The sequence below is a fragment of the Streptomonospora sediminis genome, from assembly GCF_054778995.1.
Window position 1 is genome coordinate 1 of the sequence record NZ_BAAGYZ010000011.1, and the last position, 19,443, is coordinate 19,443.

Annotated in this window: 16 protein-coding genes; 7 read left to right on the forward strand and 9 right to left on the reverse strand. The window is 71.9% G+C overall.

Going from position 1 to position 19,443, the window contains the following annotated elements; genetic code table 11:
* Positions 1-339: 339 nt before the first annotated feature.
* From ACYVD5_RS03595 to ACYVD5_RS03605, 3 genes are all read right to left on the reverse strand, one after another.
* Complete coding sequence (locus tag ACYVD5_RS03595; RefSeq protein ID WP_460999434.1) at positions 340-621, reverse strand: antitoxin; 282 nt, start codon at positions 619-621, stop codon at positions 340-342.
* Positions 622-759: 138 nt separating this feature from the next.
* Positions 760-951 (reverse strand): hypothetical protein, encoded by a 192-nt coding sequence (locus tag ACYVD5_RS03600; protein ID WP_460999435.1) that lies wholly within the window; start codon positions 949-951, stop codon positions 760-762.
* Positions 952-1,148: 197 nt separating this feature from the next.
* On the reverse strand, positions 1,149-1,697 hold the full coding sequence (locus ACYVD5_RS03605) for a TetR/AcrR family transcriptional regulator (protein ID WP_460999436.1): 549 nt from the start codon (positions 1,695-1,697) through the stop codon (positions 1,149-1,151).
* Between the two features lie 416 nt (positions 1,698-2,113).
* Here ACYVD5_RS03605 and ACYVD5_RS03610 point away from each other — a divergent pair, with 416 nt between their 5' ends.
* The gene (locus ACYVD5_RS03610; protein WP_460999437.1) at positions 2,114-3,043 is read left to right on the forward strand and encodes an LLM class flavin-dependent oxidoreductase; all 930 of its coding nucleotides are present in this window, start codon (positions 2,114-2,116) and stop codon (positions 3,041-3,043) included.
* Positions 3,044-3,333: 290 nt separating this feature from the next.
* On the forward strand, positions 3,334-4,560 hold the full coding sequence (locus tag ACYVD5_RS03615) for a cytochrome P450 (RefSeq protein WP_460999438.1): 1,227 nt from the start codon (positions 3,334-3,336) through the stop codon (positions 4,558-4,560).
* A 37-nt stretch (positions 4,561-4,597) separates the two neighbouring features.
* Here the strand turns inward: ACYVD5_RS03615 and ACYVD5_RS03620 are convergent, their stop codons facing one another.
* Positions 4,598-7,759 (reverse strand): BTAD domain-containing putative transcriptional regulator, encoded by a 3,162-nt coding sequence (locus ACYVD5_RS03620; protein ID WP_460999439.1) that lies wholly within the window; start codon positions 7,757-7,759, stop codon positions 4,598-4,600.
* Between the two features lie 118 nt (positions 7,760-7,877).
* Between ACYVD5_RS03620 and ACYVD5_RS03625 the strand changes: the two genes are divergently transcribed.
* Positions 7,878-8,411, forward strand: a complete 534-nt coding sequence (locus tag ACYVD5_RS03625) for a cupin domain-containing protein (RefSeq protein ID WP_460999440.1) — start codon at positions 7,878-7,880, stop codon at positions 8,409-8,411.
* Between the two features lie 262 nt (positions 8,412-8,673).
* On the opposite strand, the gene ACYVD5_RS03630 is transcribed toward ACYVD5_RS03625, so the two are convergent.
* The 3 genes from ACYVD5_RS03630 to ACYVD5_RS03640 form a co-directional block, all read right to left on the reverse strand.
* Positions 8,674-9,087, reverse strand: coding sequence for a Dabb family protein (locus tag ACYVD5_RS03630; RefSeq protein WP_460999441.1), 414 nt, complete (start codon positions 9,085-9,087; stop codon positions 8,674-8,676).
* Positions 9,088-9,155: 68 nt separating this feature from the next.
* On the reverse strand, positions 9,156-10,010 hold the full coding sequence (locus tag ACYVD5_RS03635; RefSeq protein WP_460999442.1) for an SDR family oxidoreductase: 855 nt from the start codon (positions 10,008-10,010) through the stop codon (positions 9,156-9,158).
* Between the two features lie 61 nt (positions 10,011-10,071).
* A complete protein-coding gene (locus ACYVD5_RS03640) occupies positions 10,072-11,505 on the reverse strand; it encodes an MFS transporter (protein ID WP_460999443.1) in 1,434 nt (477 codons plus the stop codon).
* 259 nt (positions 11,506-11,764) lie between these two features.
* Here ACYVD5_RS03640 and ACYVD5_RS03645 point away from each other — a divergent pair, with 259 nt between their 5' ends.
* The 4 genes from ACYVD5_RS03645 to ACYVD5_RS03660 all read left to right on the forward strand — a co-directional run bounded on the left by ACYVD5_RS03645 (position 11,765) and on the right by ACYVD5_RS03660 (position 17,620).
* Complete coding sequence (locus ACYVD5_RS03645; protein ID WP_460999444.1) at positions 11,765-14,443, forward strand: helix-turn-helix transcriptional regulator; 2,679 nt, start codon at positions 11,765-11,767, stop codon at positions 14,441-14,443.
* A 279-nt stretch (positions 14,444-14,722) separates the two neighbouring features.
* A complete protein-coding gene (locus ACYVD5_RS03650; RefSeq protein ID WP_460999445.1) occupies positions 14,723-15,466 on the forward strand; it encodes an SDR family oxidoreductase in 744 nt (247 codons plus the stop codon).
* Between the two features lie 91 nt (positions 15,467-15,557).
* The gene (locus ACYVD5_RS03655) at positions 15,558-16,577 is read left to right on the forward strand and encodes a zinc-binding dehydrogenase (protein ID WP_460999446.1); all 1,020 of its coding nucleotides are present in this window, start codon (positions 15,558-15,560) and stop codon (positions 16,575-16,577) included.
* Between the two features lie 152 nt (positions 16,578-16,729).
* Complete coding sequence (locus ACYVD5_RS03660; protein ID WP_460999447.1) at positions 16,730-17,620, forward strand: LysR family transcriptional regulator; 891 nt, start codon at positions 16,730-16,732, stop codon at positions 17,618-17,620.
* A gap of 151 nt (positions 17,621-17,771) precedes the next feature.
* Here the strand turns inward: ACYVD5_RS03660 and ACYVD5_RS03665 are convergent, their stop codons facing one another.
* Positions 17,772-18,365, reverse strand: coding sequence for a bifunctional 4-hydroxy-2-oxoglutarate aldolase/2-dehydro-3-deoxy-phosphogluconate aldolase (locus ACYVD5_RS03665; RefSeq protein ID WP_460999462.1), 594 nt, complete (start codon positions 18,363-18,365; stop codon positions 17,772-17,774).
* Positions 18,362-19,381: a sugar kinase gene (locus ACYVD5_RS03670; protein WP_460999448.1), complete on the reverse strand. Its 1,020-nt coding sequence runs from the start codon at positions 19,379-19,381 to the stop codon at positions 18,362-18,364. Before ACYVD5_RS03670 ends, ACYVD5_RS03665 begins: the two co-directional genes overlap by 4 nt.
* Between the last annotated feature and the right edge of the window lie 62 nt (positions 19,382-19,443).

The window sequence follows — 19,443 nt, forward strand, 5'->3', positions numbered from 1 at the left end:
GCCCGTGACCGCGTTCTGGCACGCCTTGACAATGGATCCACCGCCCTAACTTCCCGGCATTGGATGCGGTCGGTCAAGGATAGACAAAACCGACATCACACCGCATCCGCAACGGGTGATGTCAATCGGTGGTTGCCCCCGCCGAAGCCCTCCACCCATCTACCTGCAGTCGGTGCTGGAGATGACGGTCGCCCAGGCCGCCCTGCTCGCCGTCCCCGGCGCCCTGGTGCTCACCGCCGCCTGCATCGCCACCCCGTTGCCCGGTGCCGACGCGGTGCCCTCCGCTCGCGGGAAGGGGTGTTGCTTAACGCGGGGCACGCGGTGCGGGCCTGCTCGGGGTCAGTGGCCGCGCCGGTGGTCGTGGCCGTCGGGGCGGTACTTCGGCACCGGGCCGCCGGACCGGGGGTTCCAGTTGTCCCGAGAGCTGTGGCCCGGACGGCCGCTTTGTTTGTCGAGGTACTTTGCGGCCGCACCGGTGGCCTTGTCGATGTGCCGGTTGTACCGGCCGCCGGTGCGCTTCTTCGCGGCCTCGCTCACCGAATGCAGGTACCGGTTCGCCTGGCGGGGATTCTTGCGGATGAAACCGAACACCTGCCGGAGCAGGCGCTGCAGGTTGGCCATTGTGCTCACCTCGTCCTCGAAGGATCTCGGGGACGTACGCCCCCCGGCACTGTCCATGATGCGACATGTCGCGTCGCACTCGATGCAGGGAACGAACGAGGACCACCCCGTGTTCCGCACCGGCGCCGCCGGCCAGTGCTAAGCCTTCGGCCGAAGGCTCCTGCGCTGTTGGCGCTGACGGCCCGCCGCATAGGCCCACACGATCAGGATCGCGAAGCCCGCGCTGTAACCGACGATCCCCGACCACTGCACGGGGGCATGGACGGCGAACAGGAGACCGCAGGAAACGAAGGCGGCGAACCCCACATGCGAAAGGCGCTGCCTGTCCATTTTTGACCACCTCCCTTCCGGCTGCCGGGCGCCTCACTGGTGCAGTACCCGATTACACCGCCGATACCGCCCGCCGGTGCCCGCGATGGCGACCGCGGTTCCCTGATGGCGGCGGAGGACCCGTACGCAAGCCTCTTCCACATGCAGGCGTGCACCTGCCAAACCGAATAGGAAGGACGCGCCGGGGCCGCAGCACACTAGCCGGCAATCGAGAACAGTTCCGCGCGGAAAGCCTCGATGTCGACCTCCACGCCGGACGCCACCCGGGCCTGGAGGCCGCTTACCGCGCAGATGATGACTTCGGCCCGCCGCTGGGCGGCCGTACCGGGGTCACCGGAGGTCCGGTCGATGGAGCGGGCCAGCCATCGGCACACCCGGACGTGCCGCTCGGCGATCATCGACTGCAACCGGGCCGAACCGGTCGCCTTGGCCCACACCTGGTTGCCGACCCGGCTGCGCTGCGGGTCGGTGGCCGCCGCCATCAGCGCATTCACCGCCTGGTCGAGCGGCACAGGGGGCCCGTGGTCCGGGTCGAACCGGACGCCGAGCGCGCTCTCGCTCACCGCCATCACGACCGCGTCCTTGTTGTCGAAGTAGCGGTAGACCGTCCCGGTCGCGACACCCGACGCCTCGACAATGTCGGCCATCGACGTGTCCGAGAACCCCTGCTGAGCGAACAGCGCCGCGGCGGCCTCCAGGATCGCCTCGCGGCGGTCGCGGACTCGCTGTTCGGTCGGCTTGGCCATGGCGCTACTGCACTCCTCACGGGATGGGTCTCACAAGACCGGTGGACGGCGTGGCACAACCACATGTTCTCACCGCCCCGGCGGGGATCCCCAGTCATCGGACACCTGCCCGGTGATCGCCGCCGCGTGTGCGGCGAACGTCGACTTGGTCACCTCCTACGACTCCCGCGCAATCCACTGCGCGGGCGGCATCCCTGGACCGCCCGCGGCGTACGGGAGTTTGCATGCTCGCCAACCCCCATTAGGGTTGGAATGAACGTTCATTCCACGCGCACGGCGCCGGATCGGGAGTTTGCCGGGAGACGCCTACCCCCGCCCCGGCAATCGGAACCGGCCCCGGGCGGAGCCGCACCTGGGATGCCGCCCGCCGCGACCATCCAGGCGGCCTGTTCAGGAGAAGGAAGGGCAGCGCACGCATGACTCTTTTCGGAATAGGGCTCGATACCGGGTTCAACGGCATGGCGGCCAGTCCTGGCGACCCCGGTCAGGTGGTCTCGGACGCCCAAGCGGCGGATCGCGCGGGGCTCGACGTGGTCACCATGACCGACCATCCGTACAACGGCGGGCAGTTGGACGCCTACGCCACGCTCGGATACGTGCTCGGCGCGACGGCCAACGTGACCGGAGCGGTCACCGTGACCAACCTGCCGTGCCGGCCGGCGCCGGCTCTGGCCAGGACCGTCAGCGGGCTGTCCGCCCTGTCCGGCGGCCGGATCGCCCTCGGAATCGGCGCGGGCGCCCTTTGGCACGACATCGTCCGGATCGGGGTCGAGCCCCGCACACCGGCCGAAGCGGTGCGCATGCTCGCCGAGGGCATCACGCTGGTCAAGGCGCTCACCGCAGGCGGGGACCCGGTGACCTTCGACGGCGAGTTCTACCGGGTCGACAAGCTGGTGCCTGCTCAGGTGCCCACGCCGCCGATCTGGAGCGGGTCCATGGGTCCTGCATCGCTGGCGGTCACCGGCAGGCTCGCCGACGCCTGGATGCCGGCCGGCGCCCAGGATTGGCGTAGCGACCAGGTTGCGCAAAGCCGGGCGGTGGTTGACAAGGCCGCGGTCGCCGCGGGCAGGAACCCTGGCGATATCGCCACCATCCACAACGTGTTCGGCACCATCACCGACACCCCGGTCGACGTCGCCCGCAGTGCCGACGCCAACGGGATCCCCGTGCTGAGTGGGACGGTCGAACAATGGACCGGGGAACTGGTGGCCGCGATCAACGATTACGGCGCGGGCGGTTTCGTGTTCTTTTCGGTCGCCGACTCCGCCGAGGAGCAGGAGGCGGCCCGTTTCCGATGGGCCCATGAAATCGTGCCCGCCGTGCGCGCGGCAACAGGCGCCGCGTGACCTCGGAGCCATGGCCGGGCACCTGTGGCGACACCGGCCACGAATGACTCCGGGACGCCCGCGGACGGTCGGGCCGCTCCGGACCGCTTCTCCGCTACAGGCGGTCCGAGCGGTCCGGCCGTTCCAGGCGGTTTCCGCTGCGTGGCAACGAGTCGAACGTCCGCCCGGGACTGCCCCGCGTCAGCGCTCGCGTCAGGGGTGTGACAGGGCGGCGTCAGGTCGGGTTCCGATGTTGGTCGCGTGGCAAGTCCAGCGATCGACCGCCCCCGCACGCCAGGAAAGGAAATCCGATGAGTCACCCGGTTCCCATCCCCCAGGGCCTGCCCATGGAGCGCGACGCCGGCCCCTTCGACCCGCCCAGCGAGATCACCCGGTTACGGGACACCCGCCCCATCAGTCCGATGGACTTTCCCGATGGCCACCAGGGCTGGCTTGTTACCGGCTACGACGCGGTCCGCAAGGTCATGGCCGATACGCGGTTCAGCTCCCGGGGCGACATCGGCGCCCTCCACGTGCCCTACGAGATCCCCGGCATGCCCGGGGCCGCCGAACCGTCCCCGCCGATGCCGGGGTTGTTCATCGCCCTGGACCCGCCGGACCACACCAGGTTGCGGCGCAGACTCGCCGGTACCTTCACCGCCAAGCGGATGAAGCGCCTCGAAGGGCAGATCACCGACATCACTGAGCGCCAACTGGACGAGTTGGCGCGCCGGGAGCCGCCGGTCGACCTGGTCAACGCGTTCGCGCTACCGGTGCCCTCACTGGTGATCGGCGAGCTGCTCGGGATCCCCTACGCCGATCAGCAGGACTTCCAGGCCAACTCGGCAAAGTTCCTGGTGCGGGATGTCGAACTCGATGAGAAGCTCGCCGCCTACGGAGCCATGACCGGCTATCTCACCGAACTGGTCACGCGCAAACGCGCGGAACCGGACGAGAACGTCCTCTCCGACCTGGCCGTCCAAGAAGACCTCACCATCGAGGAACTGACCGGGGCCGGCTTCCTGCTGCTGCTCGCCGGCTTCGAGACCACCGTCAACATGCTGGGGCTGGGGACCTTCGCGCTCCTGCAGCACCCCCGGCAGCTGGCCGAGCTGCGCAGCGACCCCGGCCAAATGCCCGATGCCGTCGAGGAGCTGCTGCGCTACCTGTCCGTTGCCGACATCTTCTACCGCTACGCAACCGAGGACATCGAGATCGGCGGCGAAACCATCGGCAAGGGATCGACCGTTGTCATCTCGCTGCTGGCCGCCAACCACGACCCGCAGCGCTTCGATGGCCCCGACACCCTGGACATCCACCGCGGGGCCCGCGGCCAGGTGGCCTTCGGGCACGGTGTCCACCAGTGCCTCGGCGCGCACCTGGCCCGCCTTGAAATGCGCGCCGGTTTCGCGGGACTGCTGCGCCGCTTCCCGACCCTCGAACTCGCCATCCCCGCCGAAGAGGTGCGGCTGCGGACGGACATGAACATCTACGGCGTCCACGAACTGCCGGTCACCTGGAGCCCATCAGCCCTGTAGCAACCGGTCCAGCGGTCCGGGTGGGCACGCGCCGCGTTCAGTGGGCGAGCGTTGCCTCGACCAGCTCGGACCAGTGCGCCTGGGCACCTTCCTGCGCCGCCTCGGCGAACCGTGTTTCGCCGAGGCGGCGGCGCACGTCCTGCTCGATTCTGGCCGCTTCCGGCTGGGAGTGGTCGGGCATCCCGCGCACGCGGACACCGGCCGCGAGCAGCCGCGCCGCCTGTTCATCCCGGTCGAGGCGGACCGCCAGGTCCGCGACCCCGACGAGCATCTGGGCGATCGCCGCTGCGGCTCCGGACTCCGCCGCCGCCTGCCACGCGGCCATGCGGTGGTTGCGGGCCTCGCAGAGGTCGTCGGCCAGGTATCCGAGCACGTCGTGAACGTGGGCGCGTACGTGCGGCTGCTCTGCGGCATCGCCCAGCAGGGCGCGCACAAGGCCGAGTTGGCGGCGGGCCTCCTCGGCGTCGCCGTCCAGGCGGGCGAGCGCCACCTTGGCGAGCGCCAGGCTGACCAGTGCGTAGGGCCAGGTGACGCCTTCGGCGCTCCGCTCGGCCGCGGCGATGGCGGCGGCGCCGGCGGCGTGCTCGCCGCCCAGCCGGTACAGCACGGCCTGCTGGGTGCGCACCTCGATGACGTCCTCGACCGCGCCGACCTGGGTGAGCACCGCGACCGCCTGCTCGTAGTACTCGCAGGCACCGGCGAACTCGCCGTGCCGCGCGTGCAGGCCCGCCAGTTCGGACAGGACCAGCGATATCCCGAACCGTTCGCCGAGCGACCGGAACTCCGCGAGCGCCAGCTCCAGCGAGGCCGCCACCTCGCGGTCGCCTTGGCCGAGCGTTTCGCGCATCTTGCAGGTCAGCCACCGGGCCATGGCGCGCACCCACGGGTCGGCGCTCTCCAGCAGCGACTCAAACGCGTGCACGGCTTCCTCCGGTGCCCGCACAAGGCGTTCCAGCGGGACGACGAATGCCAGCAGCGGGTTCTCGCGGCGGCTGGGCCGGTCGGGCCGACTGCGCCGGCTGAGCCGGCTGTACCGGTACGCCTTGTGGATCCATTCCGCGCCCAGGTGCTCATCGCCCCGCCCGGAGGTCACATACAGCGCCACCAGCGCGTAGGTCATGGCCCGGAGCTCGTCGCTCGCCTCGCCCGGGAGGTCGGCGGCGGCGATCAGCAGCTCCAGGCCTTCGGTCCGGCGCCCGCCCAGCCACCAGTACCAACCGGTGGCCGCCGCGAGCCGCATCGCCGCCTGCGCGTCACCGGCCGCGATGGTCCCCCGCAGTGCGGCCCTGAGGTTGTCGTGATCGGCCTCGAGCGCGGCTATCCACTCCAGTTGCCGGGCGCGGCGCAGGTGCGGCTCAGCGCTCTCGGCGAGTTCGGTGAAGTAGGCGAGGTGCGCTTGGCGGGCGAGGTCGGATTCGCCCGCTTCGGCGAGCCGGTCGGCGGCGTATTCCTTGATGGTGGTGAGCATCCGATAGCGCGGGGCGGCGGTGTCGGCGGTGACCAGCAGCGATTTCTCGGCCAGGGAGGTGAGCAGCTCCAGTACCCGGTGCTGTTCGACGGCGTCGCCGACGCAGACCCGCTCGGCCGCCTCCAGGCTCGCCCCGCCCGAGAACACCGAAAGCCGGCGCAGGACCGTCCGCTCGGCTTCGGTGAGCAGGTCCCAGCTCCAGTCGATCACCCCGCGCAACGTCTTGTGCCGCGGCAATGCGGTACGGCTGCCGCCGGTCAGCAGGCGGAACCGGTCGTCGAGGCGGTTCGCGAGCTGCTCGACGGTCATGGTGCGCAGCCGGGCGGCGGCGAGTTCGATGGCAAGCGGCATCCCGTCCAGGGCCCAGCAGATCCGCGCCAGCAACGCCGTGGTGTGCACGTCGGTCCCGATGTCCTTGCGCACCGCACCGGCCCGGTCCCGCAGCAGGCGCAGGGCCGGCGAGGAGGCGCACTCGGCGAAACCGGCGCCGGCCGGCATCGCCAGCGGCGCGACCTGCCGCAACGCCTCACCGGTGATACCGAGCGGCTCACGGCTGGTCACCAGGATCCGCAAGCGCGGGCATTCCCCGAGCACCCGTTCGGCCAACGCAGCCACCGGACCGATCACGTGCTCGCAGTTGTCCAGGATCAGCAGCATCTCCCGCTCGCCGAGCGCGGCGATCAGCCCCTCGACAGGGTCCGTGCTCTGCACCGTTCCGAGAACGGTGTCGCGCAGCCCGAGCCCGGCCAGCGCGGTCTGCGCCACGTCGCCGTCGGCGCTGATGGGCGCGAACTCGACCAGCCAGGCCCCGTTGGGAAGCTCGCCGCTCAGCGTGTGCGCGGTCTCCTTGGCCAACCGGGTTTTGCCGGCACCGCCGGGCCCGGCCAATGTGGTCAGCCGATGCCGGGAGATGAGCTCGCGGACCGCGGCGACATCGGCGTCGCGGCCGATGAAACTGGTGAGCTCGGCCCGCACGTTGGTCTTGCGGTTCTCCTCCCGCCGCCCCAACCCGCCCCGCAGCAGGGCGACGTGCAGCGCGGACAGTTCCGGAGAGGGATCGGCGCCCAGCAGTTCGGCCAGGGCCTCCCTGGTGCGCTCGTACACGAGCAGCGCCTCGGTGTTGCGCCCCGCCGCGGCGAGGGCGCGGATCAGGGCGGCGACCAGCCGTTCCCGGAGCGGATGCGCGGCCACCGCGTCGGTCAGTTCCGCGACCAACTCCGCACCGCGGCTGCGGTCCACTTCGGCCTCGAACCGGTCTTCCATGGCGGTCAGGCGCAGCTCCTCGAGCCGGGTGACCGCCGCGTCGAACGCCGCGCTGCCCTGCAAACCGACATCCTGCATGGCCGCGCCGCGCCACAGGGCCAGAGCCTCGCGCAGCAACCGTACCCGCCGCAGCCCCTCGCTATCGCGGGCCTGGCCCAGCAGCGCCTCGAACCGCACGGTGTCGACCGTGTCGGGTGCCACCTGCAGGCGGTAGCCGTCCTTGCTCCCCTCGACCGACCCGTCCGGCAGCGTTCTGCGCAGCCGCGATACCAACCGCTGCAGTGCGTTTGCCGCTTCGGAGGGCGGGCGTTCGCCCCAGATCCAGTCGACGAGTGCCGCCTTGGGGACCACGCGCCCCGGTTGCTGGGCGAGGGCGGCCAACAACCCGCGCAGCCGGGCTCCGGGCACGTCGGCCAAGACGCCGGCCTCCGTGCGTACCTCGAACGGACCAAGCATCCGGATCTGCACGCGTCGATTTTCCCACAGCGCTGCGCCACCGTCGGGTGTTCAAATCCGGGCCGATGCCGCGTAGGATAATATTTGTCTGCACAGACAAATAAATCAACGCGATCAAGGAGTGGCCGGCATGGATGCCAACGATGTCAACGACGCCCAGGACCACACGGGCGGGGACCCCGCTGCGGCGCCCTACGGAGTCCCCGTCGTAATGCAGCCGGAGGACATAGAGCACTACGGCTACTACACCGCCGAACTCGGCGTGATCCTCAGAGGGGAGACCACGGGGGGTCAGTACTTCATGATCCGCCAGACGCTGCAGCCCGAGGACGCGCCGCCCCTCCACGTGCACACCCGTGAGGACGAGATCTGGATCGTCAACAGCGGGCGGTTCCGCTTCTGGATCGGCGGCGAGTCCCTGGCGACCGCCGACGTCCACGACGTCGGGCCGGGCGGAGTCGTATACGGACCGCGCGACGTCGCCCACAGTTTCCAGAGCCTCGACGGAACCGGTGATGTCAGCATCCTGTGGAACCCCGCCCAGGCCCAAAGCTACTTTTTGGGGACCGGCGCGGCTGAGGAGCGCGAAGACTTCAAGCGCCCCGACCGCCTGGAGGACGTCGGCGTGTACGTGCTGGACCGGGCTCCGGTGAACGGCGCCTGACCTCCCCCGTACCCGGGCCGGCGGGGCCGGCCCGGGTACGGACTGCCGCGGGCCGGGCGGAGCCGACGCAGGCCAACCGCCCGGCCCGCAGCCATCGCCACCGATCGCCTTGGGTGCGGTTGGCGGGTACTCCTGCGACCGCGGGCCGGCAGCGTCAGCCGCGCCGGGGGCCAATAGCGGCCGCGGCGAACGGCGCTGCACCGTGTTGGGACGGTGCACGTGCGTTCGCCGCGGGTATGCCCTGAAGGCCGCCCCTCGATTGCTAGCCCTCGTCCTTGCCGGGCGCGGCGCTGCCGGTGTAGTCGATACCAAGCACCAACCGGGCGATATCGGGCTGCTCCTCGAACCGGAGCCGGTGCACTTCGGCGATTTTCGCCCCGATTTCGGGGTCGGGGTCGTCGGCGATGTCGTACGACGCGAACTTCTCCAGCATCGGCAGCCCGGTGCGGTCCCGTTCCAGGTGGGCCGGGTCGTTCATCATCGCCGAATAGGCGTCGATGTCCCTGATCCCGGAGACGGTTCCGTACTGGAACTCTGAGCCGAAAACCGGGCCGATCGTCCTGAACTCGACGTTGGGGTCGCCCGCGCCCTGTTCGCGCATGCTCGCCAGCGTGGCGTCGATCTCGGCTTGGGAAACCTCGGGCTTGAGTTTGAACAAGGTGCAGTGGTAGATCAACGGTCTTCCTTTCCATCGGGCCGGGTGGTGCGCTCCCGTGCCGGCGGCCGGCCGCCGGCACGGGGGCCTCACGCCGGGAGGAACGCGGAGGCGTAGTCGCCGGCGAAGTCGGCGATGTCGCGTGCGGGGCGCCCGGTGAGGTCGGGGACCGACGTGTGCACTTCGGCGGCCTCCCCGCGCGCGTAATGGGCGTAGTCCTCGACGAGCCCGTCGACCTGCCACGGCGGGAGGATGCCGCCCAGCGCGGCGGCGAACTGGTCGGCGGGCGCGTCGTGGAAGGCGATACCGCGCCCGGTGGCGGTCGACAGCGCCTCGGCGATCTGCTCGTGGGTCACCGCCCGGGGCCCGGTCAGGGTGTAGGTGCGGCCGGTGCGGCCGGTGCCGGTCAGCACCGCGGCGGCGGCATCTGCGATGTCCCTGGTGTCGATGGCGCTGACAGCGGCGCCGCCAACGGGCGCGGCGAACCAGCCCTGGGCAATGGTGCCGGCAAACGCCAGCAGCGCCTGCATGTAGAGGTTGGGGCGCAGGATGGTGTGATCCAGGCCCAACTGCCGCACGTGCGCCTCGACTTCGGCGTGCCAGCGCAGGAACCGCACCGGCGAGTCGGGGCGCGCCGCGTACTGCGAGAGCACCACGAGCCGCCGCACGCCGGCGTCTGCGGCCAGGTCGGCGAACCGGATCTGCAGCGCGGCGGCGTCCTCTGCTGAAGGGCTGTTCAGGAAGGCGGTGTCGACGCCTTTCAGCGCGGCGGCGACCGACTCCGGGTTGTGCAGGTCGGCGACGGCGTTCTCGACACCGGCAACGGGGCGGTCGGGGTTGCGGACCATGGCGCGGACGTCGGCGCCGCGGGCCTGCAGGGCGGGCACGAGGGTTGCGCCGATGGTTCCGGTGGCGCCGGTCACGAGCACGGTGGGAGCGTTCATTGTTTCCCGTTCCTTTCTTGATGGCGCCGGGGTGCGTTCCCCGGCGGGGTCGGTGCCGGGGTCAGCGCGCGCCCGTGACGTCGGGGGCCGACCCGGTCGAGGCGGGTTTGGCGGTGGGCAGGAGCGACAGTGCGATGGCGATGCCGATGAGCGCGGCCGCACCGATGAACGCGGCCGGGAACGAGATGTCCGCGCTCGTGTGTGTCCCGGCGGCGCCGATGGCGATCCCGGCGAGTGCGGCGAGCCCGACCGCGCTGCCCAGTTGCTGTGCGGCGTTGATCAGGCCGCTGATCAGGCCCGATTCGCCTTCGCTGCTGTCACGCACCGCCATCGCGGTGGCGTTGACGGAGGCGAGTCCCAGGCCGCCGCCGATCAGCAGGAACGCGATGAGCAGACCGGCCGAGAATCCGCTCGTGGTGGGGTCCAGCACCAGCCACAGCAGGCCGACGAGCAGTACGGCCAGCGAGACCGGCTGCGCACGGGCCAGGCCGATGCGCTTGGCCAGCAGCGGAGCGGCAACGCTGCCCACGATGATCATGCCGGCGAGGGGGAGCTGCGCCGTGCCGGTCTCCGCCGGCCCCATGCCGAGTACGTCCTGCTGGTACAGCGGCAGGAAGTAGAACAGGCTCGTGAGGGTGCCGCCGACCAGCAGCATCACCGCGTTCGCCGTTACCACCGGCCCGCGGATGAACACGCCCAGCGGGACGAGGGGGTGTGCGGCACGGCGCTCGACGGCCACGAACGCGGCCAGGGCGGCGGCACCGGCCACCAGGCCGCCGATGGTGCTGGGCGCGGTCCAGCCGGCGTCGGCGGCCGAGACCATGCCCAGTGCCAGGCCGGAGACTCCGATGGTGATGGTGGCGGCGCCGAGCACGTCGAACCGGCCGGGGTTTCCCGGGATCGCGGGCACGGCCCACCACACGATGGCCGCACCGGCGATGCCGAACGGTATCGGGCTCAGGAACACGGACTGCCAGCCGAGCATCTCGGTCAGCGTTCCGCCGAGGAAGACGCCGACCACGCTGCCGGCGCCGGCGACCGCGCCCCAGATGCCCATCGCACGGGTGCGTTCCCCCCGGGACGAGTACAGGGCGAGCACGAGCGAAAGCGCGGCCGGCATCACCAGTGCGGACCCGATCCCCTGCCCGATCCGCCCGGCGATCATCGGCGCGATGTCGGTGGATGCCGCGCACAGCGCCGATGCGGCGAGGTAGACGGCCGTTCCGATCAGGAAGATTCGCCGGCCCCCGAGCACGTCGGCGAGGCGGCCGCCGAGCAGCAGCAGACCGGCCAGTGCCACCAGGTAGCTGTCCACGACGATGGTGAGTTCGGGGGCGGTGAGCCCCAGGCCCTCGCGGATCGCGGGCCCGGCGAGGTTCACCATCGCCGAGTCGAGAATGACCACGAACATGGCGGATGCCAGGCCGGCCATCGCCAAACCCCGCGGTGCCCGCAGCCGGATGGGCCCCGCGGTGGGGGCGGTTGCATTGCTCATCGGTTCCTCTTTCGTGGGGGGGTCGCTGTTACCGCGTTCCGGCGGCGCGGGCCGCGCCCGGGGTTGGTGCGGGCCCGAAGCCGTGCCGCGGGCGGGGCGGTGGGCCGCCGCGCCGTCGGCCTGTCTCGTCATGCCTTGACGATCGCGCTTACGCACCCGCATTCGCGTCGGTGAAAATCACCTACTCCGGCGATGCCGCCGATATCGGTGGTGTCGGTGACGGGGGCGGTGGAGGCGCGGCTCCACATAGAGTTGGCCCATGCTTACGAGGCACTCCCGCTCGCTCGTCGGCAGGAACGACGAGATCGAGCGCCTCCTTGCACTCGTTCGGTCCGCGGAAAACGGCGAGGGCGGCGTACTCGTCCTCCGCGGCGAGCCCGGCATCGGCAAGAGCGCGCTGCTGGACCACCTTGAGCACGCCGCACCCGAGCGGTTCCAGACCATCCGCGCGTCCGGGACCGAGTTCGAGGGCGAACTGCCGTTCGCGGCACTGCACCAGCTGTGCGTCCCGGTACTGGGCCACCTCGATGCGGTGCCCGGTCCCTACCGCGACTCCCTGCTGGTCGCGTTCGGGCTGGCCGACGGCGCGCCGAACGCGTTCCGCGCCGGTCTTGCCGCACTCGAACTGCTGGCCGCCGCAGCGGCCGAGCAGCCGCTGCTGTGCATCGTCGACGACGCGCACTGGATGGATGCCGCCTCGGCGAAGGCGCTGACGTTTTCGGCCAGGCGCATCGCAGCGGAGCCGATCGCGATGGTGTTCGCGACCCGCGACCAAGGCGGCGCCCCCGGGCTGGACGAGCTGCCCGCGCTGGCGCTGAACGGCCTGAACGACGCGCATGCGCGCGCGCTGCTGGCCGAGGAGAAGACCGTGACACTCGACGAGCGCGTACGCGACCGCGTGCTCGCCGAGGCGCGCGGAAACCCGCTGGCGCTGATCGAGCTGCCCAAGGCCGGCGGTTTCGAGTTGCCCACACCGTCGCCGGTCGCCGGCCGCATCGAGCGGAGCTTCCAGACCAGGATGGCGGAACTCCCGCTGGACGCGCGGCTGCTGCTGATCCTCGCCGGCGCCGACCCCACCGGCGACCCGGCGCTGCTGTGGGCGGCGGCGCAGCTGTCGGACATCGACGTGCCCGCCGCGAGCGCCGCCGCCGAAGCCTCCGGGCTGGCGCGGTTCGACACGCGCGCCCGGTTCAGCCACCCGCTGGCGCGCTCGGCCGTGTACCGTGCGGCCGAGCCCGAGCGGCGCCGCGCGGCGCATCGGGCACTGGCCGATGCCACCGACCCGGCCGCGGCACCCGACCGGCAGGCCTGGCACCGTGCCCAGGCAACGACCGGTCCCGACGAACAGGTCGCCGCGGAGCTGGAGTCGTCGGCGTCGCGCGCGCAGGCGCGCGGGGGCGTGGCGGCGGCCGCCGCGTTCCTGGAACGCGCGGCGGCGCTGTCGCGCGACCCCGGCAAGCAGACCCAGCGCACGATCGCGGCCGCGCAGGCCACGCTCGACGCGGGCGGCGCCGACGCAGCCGCCGACCTGCTGTCCAGCATCGACACCGCCACGCTGGACGATCTCCAGCACGCGTCCGTCGACCTGCTGCGCGGCCGGATCGCCTTCGTCGGGGACGCAAACGGGTCCGCCGGCGGACCCGACCTCATCCTGCGGGCCGCGCAGCGGCTCGCCCCCACCGATCCCGAACGGTCGCGCGATTCCTTTGTGGCGGCGCTGGAGATGGGCCTGGTCGTCGGCAAGGCCGCCGGGGTGATGGACCGGGTGCTCGACGCGGCCCGCTCGGCTCCCCCGGCGTCGCGAACCCCGGATCTCCTCGACGCGCTGGTGCTGCTGAGCACCAACGACCACGCCACCGGGGTGCCCGCGCTCCGCCAGGTCCTCACCGGCGACGACGCCGGCTGGACCCGGGTGCCGGCGCTGGCCACCATGGTCGCGGGCGAGCTGTGGGACCTTGACCTGCACACGGCGATCATCGAATGGGTGGTGCGGACCGGGCGCGACACCGGATCACCGCTGACCATCCGGCTCGGGCTGTCGCAGGTGGCGATGTCGGCGGTGCTGACCGGCGACTTCGGGCGGGCGATGGCCGCGATCGCCGAGGAGGAGGCGGTCGCCGACGCCCTCGGCGATGTGCCGCAGCTGTATTCGCGCGTGCACCTGGCGGCGATGCGCGGCCGCCGCCAGGAGGCGCTCGACCTGTTCGCCGAGGTCCGCAGCCGCGGTGTCGGCCAGTTGGCCGCGAACACCAACGGGGCCGCTGCCGTGCTGTACAACGGCCTCGGCGACTACCCGGCCGCGCTGGAAGCCGCCCGGCACACGGTGGCGCGCGGCGACCTCTTCCTGGCCGGTTTCACGCTGCCCGAACTCGTCGAGGCCGCGGTGCGGTGCGGCGAGCACACCATCGCGGAGTCGGCCCTTGCGTCCTTGGTCGAGCGCACCGCGCCGGCGGGCACCTCCTATGGCTTGGGCGTGGCGGCGGGCGCGCGGGCGCTGGTCAGCGGCGCGGAGGACGACTACCGCGAATCCATCGAACTCCTGGCTGACACCCCGCTGGCGCCGGATCTCGCGCGGGCGCACCTGCGGTACGGGGAGTGGCTGCGCCGTGCGGGCCGCCGCCGCGAAGCGCGCGAACAGCTGCGCACCGCCCACGAACGCCTGTCCGAGATCGGGATGGAGGCGTTCGCCCAACGTGCGGCCGACGAGCTGCGCGCGACCGGCGAAGTGGCCCGCAGCCGCTCCGAGCACACCTACGACCGGCTGACCATGCAGGAGATGCACATCGCGCGCCAGGTGGCGGCGGGCGCGACGACAAAAGAGGTCGCCGCGCACCTGTTCCTGAGCCCGCGTACCGTCGACGCCCACTTGCGCAGCATCTTCCGCAAGCTCGGTATCACCTCGCGCAGGCAGCTCCGCGACATGCCCGACCTCGACTGAGGCGGGCCGGGCCGCCCGTCCGGGAACCCGACGCGGTCGCCAGCGGACGCTATAGGGATCGCCTATAGCCGCTGCTGATTTTTCGTCTTTGCCGTCCGTACTTTTCCGGCCGTACGGTGAAACCACTTGGCGGGATGCGCGGCGAATTCTCCGAAAATCCGCGCGCTGAGCACGCCTATCATTTTTCCGCCGATCGTACGAGTACACCGGGAATACATTTATCGGATTGCGCCTGGAAACATGACCGGGCTTCACGGGAAAGAACGAAGGAATCTGGGAATGGGCACCTACAGCGGAAAGACCGCGGTGATTACGGGCGGCGGCAACGGCATGGGGTTCGCGACGGCGAAGCTGCTGGTGGCCGGCGGGGCCCGCGTGGCGATCACCGGTCGTTCGCAGAGCACGCTCGACACCGCGCGCGAGCGGCTCGGCGGAAACGCGGTGGCAATCCCGGGCGACGTGTCCGCGCCGGCCGACCTGGACGCGTTGGCCGACCGGGTCCGCGCCGAATTCGGCACGGTCGACGCCCTGTTCGCCAACGCCGGCACCGCGTCGGTCTCGCCCTTCGAGTCGACGACCGAGGAGTACTTCGACGAGGTGTTCGCCGTCAACACCAAGGGCGCCTACTTCACCGTGCAGCGGCTCGCGCCGCTGCTGAGCACGGGCGCCGGTGTCGTCCTCACCACCTCGGCGGCGAACGTCCTCGGCATTGCCGGGACCAGTGTCTATGCGGCCGGCAAAGCGGCGCTGCGCTCGATGGCCCGCACGCTCTCCCGCGAACTGCTGCCGCGCGGAATCCGGGTCAACGCGCTCAGCCCCGGCCCCATCGACACGGGAATTCTGGAGAACACGATGACCGCAGAGGACGCCGAGCGGTTCAAGGCGGAGCGGTCCGCGGAAAATCCCATGCAGCGTTTCGGCACCACTGACGAGGTTGCCAAGGCGGGCGTCTTCCTCGCCTTCGACGCCACCTACACCACCGGGACCGAGTTCGCCGTGGACGGCGGCGCCACCCAGCTCTGAGCTCCCTGTTGCTCCCGGTGCTCCAGGTGGACCCGTCCCGCATACCGCCATGGGCGCAAGCCCGGCACCGACCGACCCGGAGGATCCCATCATGACCGACCAGGAAACATCCGCAGTCGTCCTGCGCGCGCACCGCAAGGATGTGGCCGAGCCGCCCGGCTCGGTGCTCCAGGTGGCCGCGCTTCCCAAGCACGACTTGACCGCCGGCGGAGTCCGGGTGCGGAACCTGTTCCAGCAGGTGATCGCGGCCAACGGCGACCTGATGTTCGAGACCAGCCAACTCCCGGTGCCCGTCTTCCGGACCGGTGAGCCGATCTACGGCCCCGCGATCGGCGAGGTCGTCGAGTCCCGCGCCGACGACCTGCCCGTGGGCACCGCCGTGCTGCACATGGCGGGCTGGCGCGAAGAGAGCGTCCTGGGCCCCGGCGAGGCGTTTGCCGTGCCCGATGGCGTCTTCCCCGGTCCCGAGTACCTGCTCAACCAGGGCGTGCCCGCTTACTACGGCATCGCCGACATCGCCGGCGTCGGCGCCGGCGACGTCGTCCTCGTCAGCGGCGCCGCCGGCGGCGTCGGGTCGATGGCCGCCCAGATCGCCAAGGCACGCGGCGCCGCGTATGTGATCGGCATTGCCGGCGGCCCCGAGAAGGCCCGCTACCTTACCGACGAGCTGGGCCTCGACGCCGCCATCGACCACCGCAACGACGATCTCGACGCCCGGCTGGCCGAACTCGCCCCCGACGGCATCACCGTCTTCTTCGACACCATCGGCGGTGCCCAGTTCGAAGCGGCGCTGCGGCACGCGGCGCAGGGCGCCCGATTTGCGCTGTGCGGCGCCCTCGCCGGCCAGGTCGGCGGCGGCGACGGCGGGCATCCCCGCCTCGACCTCATGACCGCGATCGCCCGCGAGGTGCAGATCCGCCCCTTCAGCACCAGGCACACCCCCGAGCAGATCCAGGCCTGGAACACCCACTACGCCCAGTGGTACGCCGAAGGCCGGATCACGTTCGCGCACACGCTCCTCGACGGCACCCTGCAGCGGGCCATCACCGCCCAGGACGAGCTGCTCGCCGGCGTGCACCGCGGCAACGTCATCGTGCGGCTCGCGGGGTAGGCGGGCACCGCGATGCGCGGTTCCGCGGCGGCGGTGGTGCCCGGTCCCGGCAGGGGCGCGGAGTAAAAGCGCCCTCTCCCGTGTTGCAACACCCGATACCCGGGTGGCAACGGGTGGACCCCGGTCCACCCCAAGGAGGGGGCGGGGAACCGATGAGCCTTCGACAGTACGAGTACGCACTGGCCGTTGCCGAGGAGGGCTCGGTCACGGCGGCGGCCGAGCTGCTGCACGTCGCGCAACCGTCGATGTCCCAGCAGATCCGCGGTCTGGAACGCGACCTCGGCGCGAAACTGTTCGCCCGCACCCCCACCGGCCTCGTGCCCACCGTGGTCGGCCGCGCGTTCCTGCGTGAGGCCGAGGTCGCGGTGAACGCGTCGCGGCGGGCGCGGGCGACCGCGCGGGCCGGTGCCGACGAACTGGTCGGCGAGCTGGTGATCGCGGTGCAGATGGGCTTTGGCACGCGCCAGCTGCCGGGGGCGCTGGGCGAGCTGCGCCGCCGCTTCCCGCGGCTGGAGGTCACCGTCTTCGAGGAACCGAGCTCCGCCGAGCTGGAGCGGCTGGCGCGCGTGTTGGACTTCGCCCTGATGCCGGCCTGCGAAAAGGGCCCCCTCGACGCCCAACACATCGGCGATGAGGAGTTCGTCGTGGTACTGGGTGCCGGGCACCGGCTGCTCGCCGCCGACCGGGTCGAATTGAGTGACCTGGCGGGCGAAGCGTGGCTGCGGTTCGACCGCGACAGCGCCCTCGACGGCGTGCTGCAGGGCATGCTGCGCGACAACGCCCTCTCCCCGATCACCGCCGCCCGCGTGTCCCAGACCGCGACCGCCGTGCGCTGGGCCGCCGACGGGCTGGGGGTGGCCCTGGTGCCGGCCTCCGCGGTGCCCCACGGCCACGAGCACCTCGCGCGCCCGGTGTCCCCGGTCGTGTCCCAGCCCGTCGTCGCCGTGGTCCGCGACTCCGCGGGCCCGGCGGAGCAGATCCTGCTCGATCGCCTGCGTGCGGAGTCCTGGCACGGATCCGACCTGTTCACCCCGGCGGCCTGACGGGCCTACGGTCCTGACCTGCCCTGCCCCGTCCTGACCGCCCCGGCCTCCGGGCCGCGGGCGGGCACAGGTCCGCGGGCCGGCACGCCCCGGCGGTGTGTGGCAGCCCGCCCGGGTCCGCGGATCGGGAGCCGGCCCGCCGACCCGGCCCTCACAGCTCGGACAGCAGCGGGATCTGCGCCGGGTCGCCGAGCGCCGAGCCGACCGCGACCATGCGCGCTCCCGCGTCCAGGAACCCGCGCGCGTTGCGGCCGTCGACACCCCCGGTGGCCACCACGTGGACATCGGGGAAGGGGCCGTGCAGCGCGCTGATCCAACCGGGCCCCAGCACCGACGCGGGGAACGCCTTCACCCAGTTGCCTCCGGCCCGCAGCACCGCCTGCACGTCGGTCGGCGTGGCCACCCCCGGCAGGTGCGGCATTGCCGCCTCCTCCGACGCGGCCATGACCTCCGGGTCGAAGCCGGGCGCCACGGTGAAGGCGGCGCCGCAGGCCGCCACCGCACGGACCTGTTCGGCGCCGATGACCGTACCCGCCCCTACCGGGATCCCGCGCTCGGCACCCGCCTGCACGGCCGCCTGCAGCGCCTGCAGCCCCTGCCGGTCGCGGGCGGGCACCTCGACGGCGGTGATGCCCAGGTCCCAGGCCCGCACGGCCATGGCGACCGTCTCCTCCGGGGGCAGGCCCCGCAAGATGGCCATGACCCGCCCGCCGCCGAACAGCTCCGCCAGGCCGCGGCCGCTCATGCCGTTCCCGCTGTTCCCGCTGTTCCCCACGGTTCTTCCTCTCCCTCGTCCTCGTATGCCGCTGCCGGCGGCGCCGACGCCTGTTCGACCCAGCGCTCGTCCGGCGCCGCCAGCGCGCGGTCCCACTGGCCCGCCCGCGGCGGAGCGGCCAGGTCGCCCACCATCCGCAGGACCCGTGCGGCGCACAGGTGCCCCAGGCGCAGGCGGCCGACCGGGTCGAGCCCGCGCAGGCGGCCCGCCAGGTACCCCGCGGCAAAGGCGTCGCCGGCACCGACCGGTTCGACCACCGCCACCCGCGGGGACGGTACATGCACCTGCCGGCCGCTGCAGAACTCGGTCGCGCCGTGCTCGGCGTCCTTGACCACCAGGAACGGGACGTCCGGCAGCAGTGCGCGCACCTCCGGCGCGGTGGCGGTCCCCCACAGCCCTTCGGCTTCGTCCCTGCCGACCAGGACCACGTCGGCCTGCCGCGCCAGCTCCAGCAGGCGCGCGGGCGCCCGTCCCGCCTGCCACAGCCGCGCGCGGTGGTTCACGTCGAAGCTCACGGCAGTGCGGCGGTCGGCGAGCAGCCGTTGTGCCAGGGCGTCGCAGGCCGGGGACAGCGCCGGGGTGATCCCGGACAGATGCACCAGCGCCGCTGCGCGCACCAGGGGCGTGTCGGCCGTCTCCGGTCCCAGCGCCGAGGCCGCCGATCCGGTCCGGTAATAGTGGACGGTGCTGCCCGCGGGCGCGGGGTCCTTGGCGAACAGGCCGGTGGGGCGGTCGGGGTCGGTGCGCACCCCCGACACGTCCACGCCGTGTTCGGCCACGGTGCGGGTGACCACCCGGCCGAAGGGGTCCGCGCCGACCGCGCTCACCCACGCCGCCGGGTGCCCGAGCCCGGCGAGGGTGCAGGCGACGTTCGACTCGGCCCCGGCCGCCGTCACCAACAGCTGCGGTGCGGCATCCAGCGGGCGGGAATCGGGCGGCACAAGCAGCGCCATGGTCTCGCCCACGCACACAACGGGTCCGGTCATGGGGTCCCTCCACTGCGGGATCCGGAGCCGGGCGGCGCGGGCGCGCCGGCGGCCGGGACCGG

What these genes read in the sequence shown, in the direction of transcription:
- ACYVD5_RS03650 (WP_460999445.1), top strand. Translation starts at nt 14,723, where the DNA reads ATGGGCACCTACAGCGGAAAGACCGCGGTGATTACGGGCGGCGGCAAC.
- ACYVD5_RS03615 (WP_460999438.1), top strand. Translation starts at nt 3,334, where the DNA reads ATGAGTCACCCGGTTCCCATCCCCCAGGGCCTGCCCATGGAGCGCGAC.
- ACYVD5_RS03600 (WP_460999435.1), bottom strand. Translation starts at nt 951, where the DNA reads ATGGACAGGCAGCGCCTTTCGCATGTGGGGTTCGCCGCCTTCGTTTCC.
- ACYVD5_RS03610 (WP_460999437.1), top strand. Translation starts at nt 2,114, where the DNA reads ATGACTCTTTTCGGAATAGGGCTCGATACCGGGTTCAACGGCATGGCG.
- ACYVD5_RS03625 (WP_460999440.1), top strand. Translation starts at nt 7,878, where the DNA reads ATGGATGCCAACGATGTCAACGACGCCCAGGACCACACGGGCGGGGAC.
- ACYVD5_RS03645 (WP_460999444.1), top strand. Translation starts at nt 11,765, where the DNA reads ATGCTTACGAGGCACTCCCGCTCGCTCGTCGGCAGGAACGACGAGATC.
- ACYVD5_RS03665 (WP_460999462.1), bottom strand. Translation starts at nt 18,365, where the DNA reads ATGAGCGGCCGCGGCCTGGCGGAGCTGTTCGGCGGCGGGCGGGTCATG.
- ACYVD5_RS03635 (WP_460999442.1), bottom strand. Translation starts at nt 10,010, where the DNA reads ATGAACGCTCCCACCGTGCTCGTGACCGGCGCCACCGGAACCATCGGC.
- ACYVD5_RS03670 (WP_460999448.1), bottom strand. Translation starts at nt 19,381, where the DNA reads ATGACCGGACCCGTTGTGTGCGTGGGCGAGACCATGGCGCTGCTTGTG.
- ACYVD5_RS03595 (WP_460999434.1), bottom strand. Translation starts at nt 621, where the DNA reads ATGGCCAACCTGCAGCGCCTGCTCCGGCAGGTGTTCGGTTTCATCCGC.
- ACYVD5_RS03655 (WP_460999446.1), top strand. Translation starts at nt 15,558, where the DNA reads ATGACCGACCAGGAAACATCCGCAGTCGTCCTGCGCGCGCACCGCAAG.
- ACYVD5_RS03640 (WP_460999443.1), bottom strand. Translation starts at nt 11,505, where the DNA reads ATGAGCAATGCAACCGCCCCCACCGCGGGGCCCATCCGGCTGCGGGCA.
- ACYVD5_RS03605 (WP_460999436.1), bottom strand. Translation starts at nt 1,697, where the DNA reads ATGGCCAAGCCGACCGAACAGCGAGTCCGCGACCGCCGCGAGGCGATC.
- ACYVD5_RS03660 (WP_460999447.1), top strand. Translation starts at nt 16,730, where the DNA reads ATGAGCCTTCGACAGTACGAGTACGCACTGGCCGTTGCCGAGGAGGGC.